Here is a 15,920-nt window from a genome sequence, read left to right as displayed (position 1 = left end):
TCAGGCAAGCTCCGTCAGGACGCGGCGGGCAGCGATCTGGGTGGCCAGAAACGCCACTCCTGCCGCCAGCGGCGGGACAAGCAGCGGCAGGATCCAGTGCCAGCCCTGAAAGCCCAGCCCGGTCAGGATGCCGCCGGTCTCTCCCACGCCCGGCAGTGCCATAATCGCCAGCAGACCGGCAAGCGTGCCAAGGCCCGCGCCCGTCAAGGCGCGCAGAGTAAAGCGCCGCACGAAGGCATCGGCGATATAGTCATCCGTCGCGCCGACCAGCCGCAGGACGGAAATGACCCGCGCATTCGCCGCCAACGCGGCATTGGCGGCCAGTGTGATCATCGCCGCCACCGCGCCGACCAGCAGAAGAATGCAGACCCAGCCCATCAGCCGCAGCCGAGACGCCGCCGCGATCATTGGACGCCGCCACCTTGTGTGATCGTCCAGCACGGCACCGGGAACCTCTGCCGACAGGCGCAGGCGCAACCCTTCGGCATCAAGGCCGACATCGGCCTCGACCACCTCGATCAGTTGCGGGATGGGCAGCGTCTCGACCGGCAGATCGGGACCGAACCACGGCTCCAACAGGGCGCGCTGTTCCTCGGCATCAAGCGCGCGGACACTGGCAATGCCCGGCGTTTCCTCCAGCACGCGCAAGGCGGCGGCGGTCTGGGCGGGCAATTGATCTACCGGGGCGGAAATGCGGATGGTGGATGAGCGTGCAAGGTCTTCGCCCCAACGGTCCGCCAGCCGGCCAGCAGCCAGTGACAGTGCCAGCGCAAACACCGCAAGAAACGCCATCGCCCCGGCAGAGAACAGGGTCAGCCTTGCGGTGATCCCGGTGGGCGGAACCACCCGGTCGGCGGCCGCATCGCGGGTGAACACCCGCTTCAGCACGGAAAGATACTGTTTCACAGATCCGCCCCCGCCAAATGCATCCGCCGGTCGCTGATCCGCAGAACCCGGCTTTGGACATGCGCTTTCGTGGCGCGGATCAGGCCAAGGTCATGGGTGGCGATCACCACGGTCTTGCCCATGCGGTTCAGCTCTATCAGCAGGCGCATCAGCCGCTGGGACATTTCCCAATCGACATTGCCCGTGGGCTCATCCGCCAAAATCACGTCCGGCGACATGATAAGGGCCCGCGCCAACGCGACGCGCTGCCGCTCACCGCCCGACAGTTCAGGCGGCAGGGCCCCCGCACGAGAGGTGATCCCGACCCAGGACATCAATTCCTTGAGGTTGACCAGTTCGGTCGGCTTGTCCTGCCCGGACACGGTCAATGGCAGGGCGACATTTTCCGCCACCGGCAGATGATCCAGAAACTGGCAATCCTGATGCACGACGCCGATACGGCGGCGGCAATGGGCGACGTCATCGCGGCTCATGCCATGCAGATCGGTGCCGAACAGGCCGACACGGCCCGCGGTTGGAACCAGCGCACCGTAACACAGTTTCAGAAAGGTGGTCTTGCCCGCGCCCGACGGCCCCGTCAGGAAATGGAACGATCCACGCGACAGCGTTAGCGAGATATCCGAAAACAACTCGCCCCCGCCATAGCTGTAGGCCACGTTCTCCAGCTCGATCAAAATATACTCTCTTTCACGGCTCGCCCCGAAACGCCTTGTTGTGCCCGAGCATAGAAACGGTTTCAATGCGTCTCGCGGCCAATTCGACCTTTTCCAAGGGCATTGGCGGCCTTATGATGCAAGTTCAAGGGTCCGTAAAGGAACGAGCAGGCAAGACTGGGGGAACCATGCGGCTAATTTGCCCAAATTGCGGCGCGCAATACGAAGTACCGGCCGAGGTGATCCCGGAGGGTGGCCGCGATGTGCAATGCTCGGACTGCGGGCATACATGGTTTCAGGGCGACGCGACCGATGCCCCCGTCCTTGCAGATGAAATGCCGAACGCGCCCGAACCTGCCGACAATGACGCCCGGAACGACGCTTCTTCAGGCGATGCGCCGGATGAACCGGATGCCGCCGCATCGGCAACGTTAAGCCCGGACACATGGGCCGATGATTTCGAGGATGAGGCCGAAGAGGTCGACAAGGCCGCGCCGCCGCAACCGCCCCGCCGCAGTCTTGATCCGAGTGTCGCGGACCTGCTGCGCGAAGAAGCCGAACGCGAAGCGCGCGTCCGCTCTGCCGAAGGGCTGGAAAGCCAGCAGGAACTGGGGCTTGAAGCTGCCCAGCATGATGATGCCGCCAGCAGACGGGCCCGCATCGCGCGTGAACGTATGGCGCGGATTCGCAATCAGGATGCAGGCGCGGAAATCGCCGCCGGAACCACGGCTGCCGGGGTTGGCGCTGCCGGAACGCGCAACGCCGCGCTGCCGGATATTGAAGAGATCAACTCTACCCTGCGCGCGGGGTCCGACGCCCAGGCGCTGGAAACCCCGCAAGGCACGCTGAAAGACAGCGGATCGGGCTTTGCACGCGGCTTCTTTGCCATGCTGCTGCTGATGGTCGTCCTGATCGCGATTTATGTGATGGCACCGCAGATCAAGGACGCCGTGCCGGGCCTGAGCGACGCCGTGAATGCCTATGTCGGCCAGATCGACGCCTTGCGTATCTGGTTTGCCGGCGTGACACAGGATCTGCTGGCATGGCTGGACGGAATGTCCTCTGAGGCGAACCCGCAATAAGGTTCGCCGCGCCGGTGCTGTCGTGACCGGAAAGGGCTGATGCGCTAGGGCAGCGCACCAATCAGGACTGCACGGAAATCGTTGACATTCGTGCCTGTCGGGCCGGGCACGAACAGCGAGCCCGCCGCATCGAACGCCCCCCAGGCATCGTTTTTCGACAGCATCTCTGCCGGATCGACGCCTGCCTTGCGAATGGAAGCCGCTGTATCGCCATCGGCAAAGGCACCTGCATTGTCCTCTGACCCGTCGATGCCGTCCGTATCCGCTGCCAGCGCCGATATGCCTGCCTGCCCGTCGATACACAGCGCAAAGGACAGCAGGAATTCGGTGTTGCGCCCACCACGCCCCTTGGCGCGCAGGGTCACGGTCGTCTCACCGCCCGACAGCAGCACGACAGGGGGCGGGAAAGGTCGCGCCTTCGCCGCGCATTCGCGTGCCATCGCGGCATGCATCCGGGCAATCTCGCGGGCTTCGCCTTCGATGGCGTCGGACAGGATCACCGCTTCGACCCCCGCCGCGCGGGCTGCCTTCTCGGCGGCCTCCAGTGACAGCGCCGCCGACGCGACCACGCGCACATCGTTGCCATCAAATCCGGGATCGTCCGGCAATGGCGGCAGGTTCGTATCTCCGTCCAGAAAGGCCGCAATTTTCGGTGGCAGATCAATCCCGTAGGTGCGCGCCGCGGCCTTTGCGGCCTCTCGCGTGGTGCGGTCCGGGACGGTGGGGCCAGAGGCCACCTGCGCCGGATCATCCCCCGGCACGTCCGACACGACCAGCGTCACCACCCGCGCGGGATGCGCTGCCAGCGCCAGCCTCCCGCCCTTGATGCCGCTGATCTGCTTGCGGATCATGTTCATCACACCGATCGGCGCGCCAGAGGCCAACAGACATTCGTTCAGCGCAATCTCATCTTCAAAGGTCAGCCCCTCTGCCGGACAGGGTAGCAGGGACGACCCGCCGCCGCACACCAGCGCGACCACCAGATCGTCAGGCCCCAACCCCTCGACCGCCCCGAACAAGGCATCGGTCGCGGCCAGCCCTGCCTCGTCGGGAACCGGATGCGCGGCCTCCATGACGCGGATATGCTTACAGGGCGCGCTGTACCCATAGCGCGTGACGACAACCCCTTCCAGCGGCCCGTCCCACAGCTTCTCAAACGCCTGCGCGAGTTGCGCCGCCCCCTTGCCAGCGCCGATCACCACAGTCTTGCCCGATGGCCGCTCTGGCAAAGCCCGGCCAAGTGCCCGCAGCGGATCGGCGGCATCTACAGCCGCCTCGAACAGGTCGGTCAGAAAGCTCTCTATGTTTTGATCCACTGGCTCAGCCCTTTCCTCTCTACGGCACGAGGATACGTTCCGCCTTGCGCATCAAAATGCCAATCACACCGATAGGACCAATCCTCGTCGGCGCAATATCAGTCAGCAGACCTCCGGAGGCAACCTTGATCCTCATCACCGCGCCTTTTTCTGCATCAGCAGTCCTGTTGCGAACACGGCCTCTGGGCAGATGGCGGAAAATAAAGCGGCACTTTTGGGCAATCTGGTGGTCTGAAACTTGGCCCAATTTCGGCTGTCGCAACCTGAAGCCGTGCAAAACGCCGTGGATCGCTTCATGTCACCCGGCATCCACGCCCTCTGGCATTATATACATACTCATTCTGGACCTAGCGCTTATGAGTTTTTGAGGCATTTGATATATTCAGAACATGATGCTTCAGTCTGACCTCAGCGCCCTGACCGCGCGCGGTCAGGAAAGGATGAAAATCGCTATGGACGGAACGTATAAAGACAATGATCTCAGCCATGTCGTGGCTGCCGACAAGGCGCATGTCTGGCATCATCTGATTCAGCACAAAGGCTTCGAGACAACCGATCCGCGGATCATTGTCGAAGGCAAGGGCATGCGGGTCTGGGACCAGCACGGCAAGGAACATCTCGACGCGGTGTCCGGCGGGGTCTGGACCGTCAACGTAGGGTATGGCCGCGAGAGCATCGCCAACGCTGTGCGCGACCAGTTGATCAAGCTCAACTTTTTCTCCGGTGCCGCAGGATCCATTCCAAGTGCGATCTTCGCCGAAAAGCTGATGGAGAAGATGCCGGGGATGAGCCGGATCTACTACGCCAACTCTGGCTCCGAGGCGAATGAGAAGGCCTTCAAGATGATCCGCCAGATCGCGCATAAGCGCTATGGCGGCAAGAAGACCAAGATCCTGTATCGCGACCGCGACTATCACGGCGGCACCATCGGCACGATGTCGGCGGGCGGCCAGGATCAGCGCGTGGAACATTACGGGCCACTCGCCCCCGATTTCATCCGCGTCCCGCATTGTCTGGAATACCGCGCGCAATGGGATGTCGAGAATTATGGGGAACGCGCCGCCGAGGCCATCGAAGAGGTGATCCTGCGCGAAGGCCCCGACACGGTCGGCGGGCTCTGCCTTGAACCGGTGACTGCGGGCGGCGGCGTGATCGTCCCGCCCGAAGGCTACTGGCAAAAGGTGCAGGAGATCTGCCGCAAATATGACATCCTGCTGCATATCGACGAGGTCGTCTGCGGTCTCGGCCGGACCGGCACATGGTTTGGCTACCAGCATTACGGGATCGAACCGGATTTCGTGACCATGGCCAAGGGCGTCGCTTCGGGCTATGCCGCAATCGGGTGCTGCGTGACCACGGAACGCGTGTTCGAGATGTTCAAGGATGACGTTGACGATCCGCTGAACTATTTCCGCGACATCTCGACCTTCGGCGGCTGCACCGCCGGGCCTGCCGCCGCGCTGGAGAACATGCGCATCATCGAAGACGAGAACCTGCTCGACAACACCGTGGCCATGGGGGACCGGATGCTGGGCAATCTTCAGGCGCTGATGGAAAAGCACCGGGTGATTGGCGATGTCCGCGGCAAGGGGCTGTTTCTTGGGGCCGAACTGGTCGCGGATCGCAGCAGCAAGGAACCGGTGACCGAAAAACAGGTTGGCGCGGTGGTCGCAGCCTGCAATGCCCAAGGCGTCATCATCGGGGCGATGAACCGTTCGGTGCCGAGGTTCAACAACGTGTTGTGCTTCTCGCCTGCGTTGATCGCCACGCCCGATGATATCGACCAGATCACCGATGCTGTGGACAAGGCGTTGACCAAGGTGTTCGGCTGAAACCTCTGCCTGCGGCCGCCCACCCGGCCGCAGGCGCGACCAATCCATTGCGATAAGTCCAGATTGCAACCGCCATAGCGCCAGCCTATCCTGACGCCCATGGCCATCCCCGTTGAAACCTTTTTCCTTACGCCTGACGCACAAGGCACCTTGCAGGCGCAGATCCAGCAGATGGTGGCCGAGGGCATCCTGTCGGGTCGGTTTCAGCGCGGCGAACGCCTGCCCTCGACCCGCGCGCTTGCCCGTCATCTGGGCGTCAGCCGCATCACCGTGACGCTCTCCTACACGGAACTTCAGGCCAACGACTATCTCACCTCGCGCGGCCGGTCGGGTTATTACGTCTCCGACAGCGCACCAGAGCCGCCCGCGTTTTCCGCGCCGCAAAAGCGGCATGAAACTGTCGACTGGTCGCGCGCCATCGGACAGCGGTTTTCAGGCGGGGTGACGCCGCGCAGACCGTCGGATTGGGCGCGCTACCGCTACCCGTTCATCTACGGGCAGACCGATCCCACGCTGTTTGACCACGCCAACTGGCGCCTCTGCGCCATTCAGGCGCTTGGGGTGCCAAATTTCCGGGCCTTGACCACGGATTATTACGATCAGGACGACCCCGAACTGATCGAGTTCATCGCCCGCCACACCCTGCCCCGGCGCGGCATCATCGCCAAACCGGACGAAATCCTCGTGACGATGGGCGCGCAGAACGCCCTTTGGCTGACCACGCAGGTGCTGTTGAACCCGCGCCGGACCGCAGCGATAGAGACCCCCTGCTATCCTGCCCTGCGCGATATCCTGACCCTGTCGCGCTGCCGCTTGGCTCCCGTTCCCGTCGACGCGCAGGGCTTGCCCCCGGACGCGATCCCACAGGGGGCGGATGTGATCTTTACCACGCCCAGCCACCATTGCCCGACCTCCGTCACCATGCCGCTGGACCGACGCCGCGTGCTTCTTTCCCGCGCCCGCGACCTTGATGCACTGATCGTCGAGGACGATTATGAATTCGAAACCGCATATCTCGCACCGGCCAGCCCCGCGCTGAAATCGCTCGATACCGACGGCAGGGTGATCTACGCGGGCAGCTTCTCCAAATCGCTGTTTCCGGGGCTGCGGCTGGGCTATCTCGTCGGATCTGCGGAATTCATCCAGGAGGCGCGCGCCCTCCGGGCCTCCGTGTTGCGCCATCCACCGGGCCACATGCAGCGCACCGCGGCCTATTTCCTGCGGCTGGGCCATTACGACGCCCTGATCAAGCGCACCGCCAAGGCGCTTCACGCAAGACGTCAGGTGTTGAACGCCGAACTCACACGCCACGGCCTGACCGTCGCAGGGCAAAGCGCACATGGCGGCTCAAGCGTCTGGATCGAACTCGCCGATGGCATTGATACCGCCCAACTCACGGAAACGCTGCGCCACCGCGACGTGCTGATCGAACCCGGCCAACCCTTCTTTGTCGGCGCGGATGCCCCCACCAATTTCTGCCGCTTGGGCTATTCCTCCATCCAGGCAGATCTCATCCCGGAAGGTATCAGCCGCCTCGCCGCCGCCCTGACCTGAGCCTGCCCATTCTCATTGGCGAAAATACTCCGGGGAGCGCGAGGGGCTGGCCCCTCGCTCCCGCCGCCTCCACCCGCACGGACTTGCACGCCCTATAAAGACGCCTCGACCCGAAACCCATCTGGAATACCGTCGCGCCCCTCCAGCACCAGATCGGCCATCACCTCCGCAACCTTGGGCGTCATGCCGAAACCGATCTTGAACCCACCATTCGCAATGAAAGCGCCTTCCGCCAGCGGATGCCGTCCCAGCATCGGCGCACGGGACCGCGCCCGTGGCCGCACCCCGGCCCAGCGTTTGAGAACCTCGACATTCCGCAGCAATGGCAATGCCTCACACGCACGACCCAGCAGCGCATCGCATTGCTCATCCACTGATGTCGGATCGACAAATTCGCGCTCTGACGTCGATCCCACGGCCACTGTCCCATCGGCATGCGGCACGATATGCAGCCCGTCTGCAAAGAGTTGCGGCGCGTCCCGCGCGTCATGGCGCAGCAGCAGCGCCTGCCCTTTGACACCATTGCCCACCCTGCGACCCAACGCCTCTGACAGCGCCTCCAGCCCTTGCCAGCCAGCGGCCCAGAGAACCAGACCTTCATCGGGGGCTTCGCTGACGATCTCGGCCCCTTTCGCGGCCAGCGCGCGGGCCAGCGCATCGCAGGCTTGGCGCGGATGCAAGCGCGCGCTCAATGTGTCGCGGATCACCCAGCCGGTGGCCGAGGTCGGGGCCCAATCGTCCTCACAACGCTCGACTGACCAATCCGCGAAGCCTTGCCACAGATCCGCAGCCCCCGCCGCCCGTGTCCGCGCCAAGACCAGCGCCGCCTCGTCCGCGACGGGTTGCAAACGGCCGGTGCGCGCATAGCCCGGATCGCCACCGCCGACTTCCGCGACATCGGCCCAGAACGGTTCTGCCATGCGCAGACTCTCGAATTGAAAGGCCTTCTTGTCGTTCCAGTTTTCCGGCACATGCGGGGCCAATGCGCCCACGATGCCACCGCTTGCCCCGGCACCTATGCCATGCGGATCCACCACGCGAACCCTCGCGCCGCGTTTTGCGCAGGCCCAGGCGCAGGCCAATCCGAAGATCCCCGCACCGCGCACCGTGACATCGACCATTGTCAATTCACATCCCTTCTGATTGGTGTCGCCATAGCGATGTCTTTTAGGGCAGGAACCCATGCAGAGCCAGAGCGACGATCCGCTGAACAGCCAAAGCGACTTTCTGGACTGGCGCGCAGGCGACATTCCCGTGTCCTTGCGGTTTGACGACCCCTATTACTCGCTGGAGGACGGGCTGGCCGAGACCCGGCATGTCTTTCTGGCCGGAAACCGCCTGCCGGAACGCTTTCGGGACGGGTTCCACATCATGGAGCTTGGCTTTGGCTCCGGGTTGAACCTTTTGGCGGCGCTGGCGCTCTGGCGGCAGGCCAAAATCCAAGGCAGGCTGCATTTCACCACATTCGAGGCGTTCCCGTTAAGCGGTGCCGACATGACCCGCGCACAGGCTGGTTTCCCGGAACTGCAAGGCATTGCGGCCGAACTGGCACCGTTCTGGCAGGCGAACGCACGCGCGATCGATCTGCCTGATCTGGCCTTTCGCATGGTCGAGGGCGATGCCCGCGAAACCCTGCCCACCCATGACGGGCTGGCGGATGCCTGGTTTCTGGATGGGTTTGCCCCCGCGAAGAACCCCGAACTCTGGGAGCCTGCCCTGTTGGCAGAGGTTGCCGCGCATACCAAACCGGGTGGCACGGCGGCGACCTATTCGGCGGCGGGGGCCGTACGGCGCGCGCTGGACGCGGCGGGGCTTGTGACGACGCGCGTGCCGGGATACGGCCGCAAGAGACATATGACCATCGCACGGAAAGCCCCATGACCCGCAACGACACATCCCTTGGCATCTGGTTCATGGTCGCCACCACGCTTGTCTTCGCGGTGCAGGACGGGATCTCGCAGCATCTGGCGAGCGAATACAACGTCATCATGGTGGTGATGATCCGCTACTGGTTCTTCGCGGCCTTCGTGATGACCATCGCCGCCCGTCAGGCGGGTGGCTTGCGCGCGGCGGCCGCAACAACGCAGCCGCTGGTGCAGGGGTTTCGCGGCTTTCTTCTGGCCGCAGAGATCTGCGTCATGGTCGCGGCCTTCACCTATCTTGGCCTTGTCGAAAGCCATGCGGTGTTTGCCTGCTATCCGCTGCTGGTCGCGGCGCTGTCCGGGCCGGTGCTGGGCGAATCCGTCGGCTGGCGGCGCTGGACGGCGATCGGGATCGGCTTTGTCGGGGTGATGATCATTCTGGAACCGGGCTTCGGGGTCTTCTCGCCCCTCGCGCTGATCCCGCTGGCTGCGGCGACGATGTTCGCGCTTTACGGCCTCTTGACGCGCTATGTGGCGCGGGCCGACACGGCGGCGACCAGCTTTTTCTGGACCGGCACGACTGGCGCGGTCGCCATGACCGCTGCGGGCCTGTGGTTCTGGGAACCGATGACCGGGCCGGACTGGATCTGGATGGGCGCGCTTTGCCTGACGGGCGTGGCCGGCCACTGGTTGTTGATCAAGACCTACGAGGTCGCCGAGGCCAGCGCGGTCCAGCCCTTTGCCTATCTGCAACTGGTCTTTGCCTCGACAATCGGCGTGGTTCTTTTTGCCGAGACGATCCGTCCGAACGTGGCCATCGGCACGGCGATCATCGTGGCGGCGGGGCTATTCACCCTCTGGCGGGCGCGCCGGAAGGGTTGAGCCGACAAGTTCCTTGCTGAACGGCACCGGATGCGGGGCCTTGCCCAGACGCGCGCGGTAGACAGGCAGGCTTTCGGTGACACGCATCACATAGTTGCGGGTCTCATCGAAGGGGATCATTTCGATCCAGTCGATCACGTCGATATCGCCTTTGCGCGGATCGCCGTAATCGGCCATCCAGCGCGTCGGACGCCCCGGCCCCGCGTTATAGCTGGCGGCCATCATCACCGGGTTGGCGTCGAACCGGCGCGACATCCATGCAAGATATTCCGCCCCAAGCGTGGCATTGTGTTTCCAGTTCCGCGTCAGCATCTCCGTCTGATGCGCAATCCCGAGCCGCGAGGCTACGGCCTGCGCCGTAGCGGGCATCACCTGCATCAACCCCTGCGCACCGGCGCTGCTGACCACCTTCGGGTCGAACTCGCTTTCCCGACGCGCAATGGCCAGCACGATCTCTGCCGGCACTGGATAATCGCCTTTCACCAGATCGTGCAGGGCGTAATAGGGGCGCGGCACCTCGATCCCGTATTGCGCGGCGCGTTTGCCCAGCATGACCTGAATATGCGGGCGGTTCAGCTCTTCCATCATTGCGCCCATCTGCGCGATAGCCTCGGGCGGTTGGGTTTCGGCAAGGTGGGTCAGAAAACGCTCGCCCAGATCATCCTCGCCTGCCGCGAGCAGCAGCACCGCTGCCTTGAACACAGAGCTTTGGGTGAATTCCGCCCCCCGCCATTCCGGCAGATCGCCGCCAGTCAGGGCGGCATTGAACGGCACGTTGCCGCGTTCCGCCGCGAGCAATCCGTAAAAGCTGGTCTGGTATTTCGCGCCCTGGGCATAGGCTTTTTGCGCAGCGGCAGTGTCGCCGGCCGCCTCATAGGCACGGCCCAGCCAATAGCCTGCGCGCCCCAGCGAGATCGGCGTATCGACACCCGATTGCAATTGTTGGAAATGCTGCACGGCCACGCTTGGCCGTTCGCGTTTCAACGCAGCATAGCCCGCGATCCACTCCAGCGCTGCATAGGCGCTGCCCTCGTGCAAATGATGGCTGGAGGCGACCTCGTAAGCCGTTTCCCAGTCACCCTTGCGCATCAATCCGCGTGCCAGAAGGCGACGGCGGTTCGCCCAGGCCCAGGGCTCGCCCAGCGAGGCGGCACTGACCGAGCGTTGCAGCAGCAATTCAATCGCGGCATCGTCACGCCCCTTGCGGGCCCGCCAGTCAAACCGCGCATGTGCGAGTCCCGGATCATTCTGCAACGCCTGCGGCACGCGTTCGATCAGCGTATCGACGGCCGGACCCAGCGCATAAAGTGCGATGCGCGCATCGGCGAGCGCGCGGCGATCCTCGCTGACCAGGCCGCGCATCATTTTTGCCGTTCCATCCCAACCTTTCCACAGGGCCATATCCATGCGGGCGACGTGGTGCGGTTTCAGGATGTCGCCATACTGCGCCAGAAAGGTCAAATGCTCGCTTTGCGACAGCGCCAGCGTGCGCCACGCCATGACAATATCCGCCTCTGCGGCCCCCTGCTCTGCGTTCGCTTCAAGCGCGCGCGCCAGAGTAAGCGCGCCAGACCCGGTTTGCGGCAGATCATCGGCGAAGAAAGCCAGCACTTCGGCATCGCTCGCGTCGGCCATCGCCTCTTCGCTTTTCATGCGCAGATAGGGCAGGCCCGGCCAATCGGCGTTGCGTTTCAGGAAGTCCTGCACTTCGGCGGCGCTGCCATTGCCAGCCCGCAGATTCATCCAGTTGATGACATCCACGGCCTGCTGGCCTTCGCCCCGCGCGGTGATGCGCGCCTGCGCCCAGTTGCCAGCGCGCATCGCCTCCAGCGCCCCTTGCAAAGGCCGCGTAGCGCCCGGCGTTTGCGCCAAGGCTGGCAAGGACACACACATACAAGCCACGACTGTCAGGAGAATGCGCCACATGATCTTGCAATTTCCCTGCCGAAAATAGATAGACCTGCAACAGGATAGCGTGGCTCGCCGCGCCTGCAACTCACATTCCCGGCAGAACGCCATCCCGAACCCGTCAATGATGACGACAGTGAAACAGAAAAAGGAGCGTGTCATGTTCAAGGGGTCTATGCCTGCCCTGGTCACGCCGTTCAAGGACGGCGCAGTGGATATGGTGACGCTCAAGAAACTTGTGGATTGGCATGTGGATGAGGGCAGCCACGGGCTTGTCCCCGTGGGCACGACAGGCGAAAGCCCGACGCTGAGCCATGCCGAACATATGGCCGTGGTCGAAGCCGTTGTCGAAGCCTCTGCCGGGCGCATTCCGGTGATCGCCGGGGCCGGATCGAACAACACGTCCGAATCGCTGCGCTTCATGCAGCATGCCGAATCGGTTGGCGCCAACGCGGCGCTTGTGGTGACGCCCTATTATAACAGGCCGACCCAAGAAGGGCTGATCGCACATTTCACCGCGCTGCATGACGCCTGCGAACTGCCGATCATCATCTACAACATCCCCGGCCGGTCCGCCGTGGACATGAGCCCCGTCACCATGGGTCTGCTGGCAAAGCTGCCGCGCATTGTCGGGGTGAAAGACGCCACTGGCGATCTGGCGCGGGTCTGTGCCCAGCGGATCACCTGCGGCACCGACTTCATCCAGATCTCGGGCGAGGACGGCACCGCGCACGGGTTCAATGCCCAAGGCGGCGTCGGTTGCATCACCGTCACCGGCAATGTGGCACCACGTCTTTGCGCCGAACTGCAAGAGGCGACGCTGGCGGGCGACTATGCCAAAGCGCTGACCATCCAGGACCGCCTGATGCCGCTGCACAGTGCCATCTTCACCGAACCCGGCGTCTGCGGTGTGAAATACGCCATGTCGCGTCTGGGCCTGTGCAGCGATGACGTTCGCTCACCTCTGGTGCCTCTGACCGACGGCACCAAGGAACTGGTCGATTACGGTCTGCGGCACGCGGGCTTGCTGAACTGAGTTAAGGCGCGACGCCTGGAAATTCGAAACGGCGCACGGGTAGTCTCGTGCGCCGTTTTTTTTGGTTTCGATGACAAGCTTCGCGGGAGTTTTCCAACAACGAGCAAATGTCAGCCTTGTCCCTGTAACGAACAAGGCTACTGTCCCGGCGCTTCGGCCTCCAGACCTTCGGGCTCGCCCACGACGGTAAAGTGCAGATCCTCGGGGCGCAGCAGGCGTTTGGCGACGCGTTGCACGTCCTCCAGCGTCACGGCCTCGACCTTGGCGTTGCGGTTGACCACATATTCCGTCGGCAGTCCGTCCATTTGCATCCCGACAAGAATATCCGCGATCGGGCCGTTGCCGTCAAAGCGCAGGGGATAGGCACCGGTCAGATAGGTCTTGGCCTGATCCAGTTCTTCCTGCGTGGCACCGTTTTCCGCCAGCTTCGACCATTCGTCGCGGATTACCGAAATCGCCTCGGCGATGCGGTCATTCGCACTGGCGACGCGGCCCAGATAAAGGGCCGCATAGTCCTTGGGCACGAGGTAGGAATAAACGCCATAGGTCAGGCCGCGTTTCTCGCGCACCTCGTCCATCAGGCGGCTTTCGAAACCACCGCCGCCAAGGATCACGTTCATCACATAGGCGGCGAAGAAATCCGGATCGTCGCGTTCGATGCCTTCGTGGCCGAACAAGGCAACCGACTGAGGCGTCTCGAAGGGCACGACATCGATACCACCCTCAAGGGCGAAATCCGCACGGGCGGGCATGTCCCAACCGGTTTCAGGCAAATCGCCCAGTAGATCGTCGATCAACGTTGACAATTCTTCGGCAGAAATGTCGCCTGCCGCGCCGATAAAGACGTTGTCGCGCCGCATCACACCCTTGTGGGCCGCGGTCAGATCGTCACGCGTCAGCCCGGCGACGCTGTCCAGCGTGCCGTCAGCCGATGAGCCATACGGATGATCGCCAAAGGCCGCTGCGTCAAAAGCCTGACTGACGATGCTGTTGGGGTCTTTCAGATCGGACCGGATGCTCGATGCGACCTGTGCGCGCACGCGCTCGATGGCGTCCTCGTCAAAGCGCGGGTTGATCAGCGTTTCGCGCAGCAGGGCCACGGCCTCGTCACGGTTTTCGGTCAGGAATTTCGCCGAGACCGACACCGCGTCGTCATAGGCGTCATAGCTGAAGCGCGCGGCAAGCTCTTCGGTGCGTTCGGCAAAGGCGCGCGCATCCATGTCGCCCGCGCCTTCCTCCAGCAGTGCCATCATCAGATTGGTCGCGCCGCGTTTGCCGTCGCGGTCCAGCGACGCGCCCCCTTTGAAGCGCAGTTCCAGCGCGACGAAGGGAATATCCTGTTCCTCGACCAGCCAGGCGTCAAAACCGCCGGGGGTGGTGATTTCCTGAATGTCGATCTCTGCCCATGCCGGAAAGGCCAGCAAAAGCGATGTCAGCAGGGTTGCTACAAACTTCATTGCGTGACCTCCTCTGGTGTGGTCAGCCAGCCAGTCACGGCCTGATTACGGTCGAACACATCACGGGCTGCGGCGACAATCTCTTCTCCGGTGACGGATTGCAAAATGTCGGGCCAGGCCTGCACATCCGCGACCGTCAGTCCGGTTGCCAGCGCCTTTCCGTAGCGGTTGGCCAGACGTTCCACGTTGTCGCGCGAATAGATCGCCTGTGCGCGAAGCTGCATCTTGATGCGGTCAAGCTGAGCTTCATCAACGCCGTCGACCAGGAACTCTGCGATCACGCGATCCATCGCGTCTTCTGCCTCTTGCAGCGACACGCCCTCGCTGGGTACGACCGCAATGCCGAAGCTACTTTCGTCAAGGCGGGTCGCATCGTAAAAAGCGCCTGCCCAGACGGCGGTCTGGCTGTCAAAAGTGAGCGCACGCACCAGTTTCGACGTCTGTCCGCCGCCCAGGATTTCCGACAGCAACACCAGAGCCGCGGCGGTTTTCTGATCGTCATGGTTTCGAGACGGTGCCAGATATACCCGGCTGACATAGGGCTGTGCGACACGGGCATCCCGGTAGGTCAGACGCCGCTCTGCCCTTTGCGGCGGCTCATCGGGCCGGGCGCGATCCATCAGGTCGGGATTGGGCGGCAGAACGCCGAAATGCTGCTCGGCCATGCTGCGCACATCATCGGGCTTCACATCTCCGGCCACCACCAGAATGGCATTATTGGGCGCATAGTTTTTCCGGTAATAGCTTAGCGCATCATCAAGATCGAGCGTCACCATCTCGTGCCGCCAGCCGATAATCGGCACGCCGTAGCGATGGTTCATGTACAGCGCCGCGTTGCGTTGTTCGCCAAACAGCGCGCCGGGATCATTCTCGGTCCGCTGGTTGCGTTCTTCGATAATCACTTCACGCTCGGTCAGGATGTCCTTTTCGTCAAGCCGAAGATTGACCATCCGGTCCGCCTCCATCCGCATCATCAGATCCAGCCGGTCGGCGGCGACGCGCTGAAAATACGCGGTGTAGTCATAGCTGGTGAAGGCGTTGTCGGACCCGCCATTGCGCGCGACGGTGCGCGAAAACTCTCCGGGGTCCAGCGTGTCGGTGCCTTTGAACAGCAGATGTTCAAGAAAATGCGCCACACCCGAGGCCCCCTCGGGTTCATCCGCTGATCCGGCCTTGTACCACACCATGTTGACGACGACCGGCGCGCGGTGATCTTCGATCACCACAACCTCCATGCCATTGTCCAGTGCGAACGTGGTTACATCGTCCTGCGGCGTGGGCACGGTGTCAGCCTGGGCAAGCCCCGTGGCCAGCATCAGGGCCAGGGCGGCCCCCTTGACGGCAATGCGCATGCAATTCCTCCATCGGTTTGACAGGAAGCTACGCGTATTGCGCCCGGATTCAAGCCGGGCCACGTCATTGTGACAGGCGG

The 15,920-nt window shown here is 63.2% G+C and carries 14 protein-coding genes; 6 read left to right on the top strand and 8 right to left on the bottom strand.

All coding sequences use genetic code 11. The features are described from left to right. Positions 1-906, bottom strand: coding sequence for a cell division protein FtsX (locus DMZ65_RS07685; protein ID WP_116598312.1), 906 nt, complete (start codon positions 904-906; stop codon positions 1-3). Continuing rightward, on the bottom strand, positions 903-1,580 hold the full coding sequence (locus DMZ65_RS07680) for a cell division ATP-binding protein FtsE (protein ID WP_116598311.1): 678 nt from the start codon (positions 1,578-1,580) through the stop codon (positions 903-905). Before DMZ65_RS07680 ends, DMZ65_RS07685 begins: the two co-directional genes overlap by 4 nt. A 167-nt stretch (positions 1,581-1,747) precedes the next feature. Here DMZ65_RS07680 and DMZ65_RS07675 point away from each other — a divergent pair, with 167 nt between their 5' ends. Then, on the top strand, positions 1,748-2,641 hold the full coding sequence (locus DMZ65_RS07675; RefSeq protein ID WP_116598431.1) for a zinc-ribbon domain-containing protein: 894 nt from the start codon (positions 1,748-1,750) through the stop codon (positions 2,639-2,641). A 44-nt stretch (positions 2,642-2,685) separates the two neighbouring features. Here the strand turns inward: DMZ65_RS07675 and DMZ65_RS07670 are convergent, their stop codons facing one another. Together DMZ65_RS07670 and DMZ65_RS20080 are read right to left on the bottom strand one after the other, a co-directional pair. Beyond that, complete coding sequence (locus DMZ65_RS07670; protein WP_116598310.1) at positions 2,686-3,957, bottom strand: glycerate kinase type-2 family protein; 1,272 nt, start codon at positions 3,955-3,957, stop codon at positions 2,686-2,688. A 19-nt stretch (positions 3,958-3,976) separates the two neighbouring features. Further along, positions 3,977-4,219 carry a hypothetical protein gene (locus DMZ65_RS20080; protein WP_198662645.1) on the bottom strand — a complete coding sequence of 81 codons (243 nt, stop codon included), beginning with the start codon at positions 4,217-4,219 and terminating at the stop codon, positions 3,977-3,979. A 190-nt stretch (positions 4,220-4,409) separates the two neighbouring features. Here DMZ65_RS20080 and DMZ65_RS07660 point away from each other — a divergent pair, with 190 nt between their 5' ends. Then, positions 4,410-5,789, top strand: a complete 1,380-nt coding sequence (locus DMZ65_RS07660) for an aminotransferase family protein (protein WP_116598430.1) — start codon at positions 4,410-4,412, stop codon at positions 5,787-5,789. A gap of 99 nt (positions 5,790-5,888) precedes the next feature. After that, positions 5,889-7,343 (top strand): MocR-like pyridoxine biosynthesis transcription factor PdxR, encoded by a 1,455-nt coding sequence (gene pdxR / locus DMZ65_RS07655; RefSeq protein WP_116598308.1) that lies wholly within the window; start codon positions 5,889-5,891, stop codon positions 7,341-7,343. Positions 7,344-7,435: 92 nt separating this feature from the next. On the opposite strand, the gene DMZ65_RS07650 is transcribed toward pdxR, so the two are convergent. Continuing rightward, entirely contained in the window at positions 7,436-8,470 is a 1,035-nt protein-coding gene (locus DMZ65_RS07650) for an NAD(P)/FAD-dependent oxidoreductase (RefSeq protein ID WP_116598429.1), read from the bottom strand. A gap of 55 nt (positions 8,471-8,525) precedes the next feature. Between DMZ65_RS07650 and mnmC2 the strand changes: the two genes are divergently transcribed. Together mnmC2 and DMZ65_RS07640 are read left to right on the top strand one after the other, a co-directional pair. Continuing rightward, positions 8,526-9,224, top strand: coding sequence for a tRNA (5-methylaminomethyl-2-thiouridine)(34)-methyltransferase MnmC2 (gene mnmC2, locus DMZ65_RS07645; protein WP_116598307.1), 699 nt, complete (start codon positions 8,526-8,528; stop codon positions 9,222-9,224). Then, a complete protein-coding gene (locus DMZ65_RS07640) occupies positions 9,221-10,087 on the top strand; it encodes a DMT family transporter (RefSeq protein ID WP_116598306.1) in 867 nt (288 codons plus the stop codon). Before mnmC2 ends, DMZ65_RS07640 begins: the two co-directional genes overlap by 4 nt. On the opposite strand, the gene DMZ65_RS07635 is transcribed toward DMZ65_RS07640, so the two are convergent. Beyond that, complete coding sequence (locus DMZ65_RS07635) at positions 10,052-12,013, bottom strand: lytic transglycosylase domain-containing protein (protein WP_116598305.1); 1,962 nt, start codon at positions 12,011-12,013, stop codon at positions 10,052-10,054. The genes DMZ65_RS07640 and DMZ65_RS07635 overlap by 36 nt on opposite strands. A gap of 142 nt (positions 12,014-12,155) precedes the next feature. Between DMZ65_RS07635 and dapA the strand changes: the two genes are divergently transcribed. Then, on the top strand, positions 12,156-13,031 hold the full coding sequence (gene dapA / locus DMZ65_RS07630; protein WP_084352195.1) for a 4-hydroxy-tetrahydrodipicolinate synthase: 876 nt from the start codon (positions 12,156-12,158) through the stop codon (positions 13,029-13,031). Positions 13,032-13,168: 137 nt separating this feature from the next. Here dapA and DMZ65_RS07625 read toward each other — a convergent pair whose 3' ends face one another. Together DMZ65_RS07625 and DMZ65_RS07620 are read right to left on the bottom strand one after the other, a co-directional pair. Continuing rightward, on the bottom strand, positions 13,169-14,488 hold the full coding sequence (locus DMZ65_RS07625; protein WP_116598304.1) for a M16 family metallopeptidase: 1,320 nt from the start codon (positions 14,486-14,488) through the stop codon (positions 13,169-13,171). Next, entirely contained in the window at positions 14,485-15,840 is a 1,356-nt protein-coding gene (locus DMZ65_RS07620) for a M16 family metallopeptidase (protein WP_116598303.1), read from the bottom strand. Before DMZ65_RS07620 ends, DMZ65_RS07625 begins: the two co-directional genes overlap by 4 nt. Between the last annotated feature and the right edge of the window lie 80 nt (positions 15,841-15,920).

This window comes from Primorskyibacter marinus (assembly GCF_003313245.1).
GTDB lineage: Bacteria > Pseudomonadota > Alphaproteobacteria > Rhodobacterales > Rhodobacteraceae > Primorskyibacter > Primorskyibacter marinus.
The sequence above is the reverse complement of the archived record's forward strand: the minus strand, read 5'-3'. Positions and strand labels throughout refer to the sequence as shown.